Raw genomic sequence first — 704 nt, forward strand, 5'->3', positions numbered from 1 at the left:
GCTTGATCCACGGGTGATACTGCGCCGCCCAGGCCTCCGGCAGCCTATTGGCCCCGGGAGTCCGGGCGCTCCGGACAAACCCGATCGGGCGGTCTGGCAGGAGGGGCAGGATTTCAGGAAACACGCGCAGGTCGTCGAGGCGGACCAGCGAGCGTGCATTTGCCTCGCGGGTATTGCCGTTGAAGTCGCCGTCGATCTGCGCCGCCCGGTCCGGGGTCAGATCCTTCGGCTGCCAGCCGTAGGACCGCGCGATAAGGGCAAACGACCGCAGCATCGAGAGTTTCATCGGATGCCATTTCGCGGAGACGCCGATACGGCCTTTGGTCAGGGGCTCAAGCGCCGCGAAGAGATCTGTCCACTCGTCGTCACAGTCCCGTAGTTGCCGCTTCGCCTCCTGGATGCCGTGGAACGCCCGCAGGGCCGCCTGGAGACGCCGACGAAACGTCTGGTAAGCCGCATCCGTCGGCCATCGCGACGGATCGAACCCGTCGAGCGGGAAGCGGACCTCGAACTGATCGAGGCTCGCTTCGATCTGCGTCAGCGGGCGATTCAGGATCTCACCAACCCGGGTGATCGCGCTGACATACCGGTCTCGGGTTGTCTCGCTGAGGTTCGTGCGCGCGGCCGTGAACGTCTTCAGGTCCGCCAGCGTGAGACCGGTTGCCAGTCTGGCGTTGGCGGATGCCAAGGCCAGGGTTGAGGTC

Annotated in this window: 1 protein-coding gene; it reads right to left on the minus strand. The window is 65.6% G+C overall.

Features of this window, described 5'->3' with window-relative positions; all coding sequences use genetic code 11:
• Window positions 1-704: hypothetical protein (locus IE266_RS26690; RefSeq protein ID WP_229864558.1), on the minus strand; the 704-nt coding region annotated here is incomplete at both ends.

Origin of the sequence: Seohaeicola zhoushanensis, assembly GCF_014656415.1 — a bacterium.
Lineage (GTDB): Bacteria > Pseudomonadota > Alphaproteobacteria > Rhodobacterales > Rhodobacteraceae > Seohaeicola_A > Seohaeicola_A zhoushanensis.